The following is a 4,698-nucleotide window of genomic DNA, read 5'->3' as shown; positions in this document are numbered from 1 at the left end:
GGCGCCTGCGCCGCCAGCTTCCGGGCCCGGGCCTCCAGTTCGTCGACCGTGAAAAACCGCTGGTATGCCGGTACGCTGCGCAGGATGTCAGTGGTTGTCCATTCCGTCATGTCTCCCGACCCCTCCGTCACGAGGCCCGACTCCTTTGCTGGAGGCGCCCCCACGAGCGCCACCCCCGCCTAGCGCTTCAGCCACACGTTGCTTTCGTCGCTCACCAGGTTCAAATTCCACCGCTGGGGCACGAACCCCTGAACCGCCGCGCTCGTCGCGCTGTGCCCGAACTCGAAGTATAGCGGGATGACGGGTACGTCCTGCATGATTAGCCGCTGCGCCTGCTTCCACACGACCTCCCGCTTCTTGGGGTCGATGATGCGGCTCCCCTGCGCCAGCAGCTCGTCCACCTGCGCACTTCTGTAGAAGTGCACGTTGCTGACCCCGATGTTGTCCGAGTGGAACAGCGCATGCAGCCCCGTTGGCCCGCTGTATGCGAAGTCCATGAACACGCCCGTGTTACCCTGCTGCAGATCGCTCACCCAGGTCGCAACCTCCTGCACGTTGATGCGGGCATCCACGCCGAACTTCCGCCACTCCGTCACCAGAACGGTGACCACCCGCACCCGCCCGGGTTCGTTGAGCGTCTTGACCTCCACCTCCAGCCGCTGCCCATCCCTGGCCCATAACCCGTCGGCTCCCTTCCGCCACCCGGCCTGCTCCAGCAGCCTGGCCGCCCCCTCCGGGTCGTACGGCCACAGCTCCTTCAGCGTCGGGTCGTGCCCCACCAGCGTCGGCCCGACCTGCCCGTAAGCGCGCATGGCGTTCTCGCCGAACACGTTGGCCACGGCGGCGTCAATGTTCACCGCCATCGCCAGCGCCTTTCGCACCCGCACGTCGTCGAACGGCGCCCGCTTCACGTTGAACCCGAGTCCCCGGTAGTACCCGAGCGGGGAGCGGTATACCTGGAAGCGGCTGTCCTTCTTGAGCCGCGCCACGTCCTCCGGGGGTACCGACAGCACCGCGTCCACGTCGCCGGCCTCGAGCGCCAGGATCGCCACGGTCAGGTCGGGAATGATGCGGAACTCGACGCCGTTCAGGTACGGCTTCTTCCAGTAATCCTCATTGCGCCGCAAGCTGACGTGGTCGTCCGGCACCCACTCGACGAACTCGAACGGCCCCGACCCGATGGGCGACCGGGCGAACCCCGCCGGCCCCAGCTTTTCGTAGGCCTCCTTCGGCACGATGCCGATGCCGGCCAGGCGGATCGTATCGAGCAGGAACGGATCCGGATACTTCGTCTTGATGACGAGCGTGTACGGGTCCGGCACCTCGAGAGAGGCGATGCTGGCCAGGGCGCCGGCGAAGGGCGACTTGGTCTCGGGCTTCATGATGAGCTCGTAGGTGTACCGGACGTCCTCGGCCGTCACCTCCCGGCTCTTGCCTTCGGGGAAGATGCGGTTGCCGTCGTGCCACGTGACGCCCCTGCGCACCTTAAACACCCACGTCCGGTCATCCGGGTTGTCCCACGAGACGGCGAGGTCCGGGATGGGCTGCCCGTCCTTGCCCGTCCGGACCAGGCTGTTGAACATCTGGCTGATGACGGCGTAATCCGGGTCGTTGGCGGTCATGATGGGATCCAGAGTGGTCACGCTCATGTCGGCGATGCGAAGCGTGCCGCCGGGCTGCGGCTCGGCAGCCACAGCCGCCCCCGCGCCGGCCGCGAGGGCCATGGCCGCCACCAACAACGTGATGAGTCCCGGCCGGTTCATCTGTTGACCGAACTCCCTTCTGGGACAGCGCTCTGAATGCTCAAAACGCGGCCCTGAACGCTTACATCCCCTGCCATCGACGCTGAACCTCTCGCACCCCGAAGCTCAACCCCCTCACGCCCCGTGCTGGTCTCCCTTCACACCCCCCGTTCCGACCGCAGTTTCGGGTCGAGCGCCTCCTGCAGCCCGTCGCCCACGAAGTTGATGGCCAGGACCGTGACCATGATGGCCGCGCCTGGCGCCACGACCAGGTGGGGCGCCGTCCGCATGAACGTCTTCGCTTCGCTCAGCATCGCGCCCCACTCTGGCCAGGGTGGCTGAACGCCCATCCCGAGGAAGCTCAGACCCGCCGCGGCCAGGATGGCGTTGGCGAGCCCCATCGTCCCCGTGACCACGACCGGCCCGAGGCTGTTGGGCAGAATGTGGCGGAAGATGAGGCGCAGGTCGCCGGCGCCGGCTGCCCGGGCGCTTTCCACGTAGGGCTCGGCCTTGAGGGCCAGCACCTTGCCCCGCACGAGCCGCGCGTACTCCGGCCAGCTAACGGCGGCGAGCACGAGCATCACGTTCTGAATGCCAGGCCCGAGCGCCGCAATGACCCCGATGGCCAGGATGAAGAAGGGAAAGGCGAAGAACAGGTCGGTGACCCGCATGAGCAGCAGGTCCACCACGCCGCCGTAATACCCCGACACGGCGCCCAGGACCAGTCCCACCGAGGCCGCCAGGCCGATGACGGCAAACCCGACCACGAGCGAAGTTCGGCCCCCGAACAGCAGGCGGCTCAACACGTCCCGCCCGAAGTTGTCGGTCCCCAGCAGATGCCCGGGGGAGCCCGGGGGCTCGAACGGGCGGCCCAGGCTCATCTCGAGCGGGTCGTACGGCGCCGCATACGGCGCGAGCAGCGCGCTGGCCGCCATGACGGCCAGGATGGCCGCGCCGGCCACGGCCAGCCGGTTCCGGGCGAACCGCCGCCAGTTGCCCCATCGGCCGGGTGTGACCGGCGCGGCGAGATCAGTCGTAGCGGATTCGGGGGTCGAGGTAGGCATAGAGCACGTCCACCACCAGGTTTACGAGCACGAACAGAAGCGTGAAGATGAGCACGGTGCCCTGGATGACGGGCAGATCTCGCTTCCAGATGGCATTGACCGCCAGCCGCCCGACGCCCGGCCAGCCGAAGATGGTTTCCACAATCACGGAGCCGCCCAGCAGGTAGCCGAACTGGATCCCGGCCAGGGTCAGCACCGGGATGAGGGCGTTGCGCAGCCCGTGCCGCCAGACGACCACCCGCCGGCCGAGCCCCTTGGCCCGAGCGGCCCGGATGTACTCCTGCCGCAGCACCTCCAGCATGCTGGAGCGGGTGAGGCGGGTGAGAAGGGCGGCCATGCTGGTTCCGAGGGTGATGGCCGGGAGCACGAGATGGCGCAGCACGTCCCCCGGCCCATCCCGCCAGTCGCCCATGCCCGACAGCGGCAGCCACCGAAGCTCCAGCGAAAAGACCAGCATGAGAAGGAGCGCCAGCCAGAAGTTCGGCATGGAGACCCCGAGCAGAGACCCAAACACCGCCGCGTGATCCCAGAGCGAATGCTGTCGGGCCGCGGCAACCACCCCGGCCGGTATCGCGATCGCCATCGCCACCACCATGGCAGCGACAGCCAGCTGCAGCGTGGCCGGCAAGCGGGCGAGCACCGCCTGGAGGACCGGCTCCTGAGTCTGGATGGAGCTCCCAAGGTCGCCCCGCAGCAGCCGCCCCAGGAACTGCAAGTACTGCACGCCAGGCGGCTGGTCGAGCCCGTACTGCCGGCGAAGCTGCTCCACCGTCGCCGGGTCCGGCGCCAGCAGCGGGTTGCTGCCCAGCATCACGCTGATGGGGTCGCCGGGGATGATGTTGACCAGGGCAAACACGAGAAACGAGATGCCCAGCAGAAGCGGAATGGTAAGCAATATCCTGCGAAGAATGTAGCGCCCCACACCGCCCGTCTCCTTTTAAGGCGACACCATTCGGGGCGACCGGACGCGTTCCTTCGCATGAGGCTGAATCCCGACATCTCCCAGTACCGGTGCTGGAGCCTCGTTGCTGCCGCCGTGCTTCGGTTCGCGAAGGGGCTATACGGCAGAGTGCGGAAAGATGCACGCCAATCGTCCCGCGCACCGTGAACAAAGGGGGGCCTTCGCATGCAGATACAGCCGTATCAAAACCTCTTCAGGCTCGACGGGCGAGCCGCGCTGGTCGTGGGCGCGGGCTCCGGAATCGGCAGGGCTGCCGCGCAGGCGCTGGCCGCGTTCGGGGCCCACGTGCTGGCCGCCGACGTCAGCCTCGAACGCTCGCAGCAGACGGCTGACGAAATCCGGCGGGCAGGGGGCCGGGCGGATGCTCGGCCGGTCGACCTCGCCGATGGGGCGGCGGTCGCCTCCCTGGTGTCGGATATCGTGCGGGAGCACGGCCGGCTTTCGGTGGCCGTCACCACTCCGAGCATCAACGTGCGCAAGCCCCTGCTGGCTTACACGGACGAAGAGTTCGACCGGGTGGTGGGCCTCAACCTCAAGGGCACGTTCCACCTCCTGAGAGAAGCCGGGCGCGCCATGGCCGAGGCCGGCGGCGGGAGCATCATTGCGTTCTCGTCAATCCGCTCGGTCGTCGTCGAACCGGGGCAGGGTGTGTATGCGGCCACGAAAGCCGGCACGGTCCAGCTGGTGCGGACGCTGGCCGCCGAACTCGGGCCCCGGGGCGTCCGCGTCAACGCCATCGCCCCGGGCATCGTGGACACACCTCTCACCGGCCCCATCAAACGCCACCCGGGCTGGTATCGGGCTTACGCCGAGAAGAGCGTGTTGGGCCGCTGGGCGACCCCGGAGGAGATGGCCGGCACCGTGGTCTTCCTGGCTTCCGATGCGTCGAGCTACATCACCGGCTCGGTGATCTTCGTGGACGGGGGATGGA

At 67.9% G+C, this 4,698-nt stretch carries 4 protein-coding genes; 1 reads left to right on the top strand and 3 read right to left on the bottom strand.

Features of this window, described 5'->3' with window-relative positions; all coding sequences use genetic code 11:
• Positions 1–179 precede the first annotated feature (179 nt).
• The 3 genes from AB1609_15865 to nikB form a co-directional block, all read right to left on the bottom strand.
• Positions 180–1,763, bottom strand: a complete 1,584-nt coding sequence (locus AB1609_15865; protein MEW6047929.1) for an ABC transporter substrate-binding protein — start codon at positions 1,761–1,763, stop codon at positions 180–182.
• 137 nt (positions 1,764–1,900) lie between these two features.
• A complete protein-coding gene (locus tag AB1609_15860; protein ID MEW6047928.1) occupies positions 1,901–2,806 on the bottom strand; it encodes an ABC transporter permease in 906 nt (301 codons plus the stop codon).
• Positions 2,772–3,728, bottom strand: coding sequence for a nickel ABC transporter permease (gene nikB / locus AB1609_15855; protein MEW6047927.1), 957 nt, complete (start codon positions 3,726–3,728; stop codon positions 2,772–2,774). The genes AB1609_15860 and nikB overlap by 35 nt, the downstream gene beginning before the upstream one ends.
• Before the next feature lie 204 nt (positions 3,729–3,932).
• Here nikB and AB1609_15850 point away from each other — a divergent pair.
• On the top strand, positions 3,933–4,698 hold a 766-nt coding region (locus AB1609_15850; protein ID MEW6047926.1), incomplete at its 3' end, for an SDR family NAD(P)-dependent oxidoreductase.

The organism is Bacillota bacterium (assembly GCA_040754675.1).
In the GTDB taxonomy this organism is placed as follows: Bacteria; Bacillota; Limnochordia; order Limnochordales; family Geochordaceae; genus Geochorda.
Note: the sequence above shows the minus strand (reverse complement) of the source record. Positions and strands in the feature narration are given on the sequence as shown.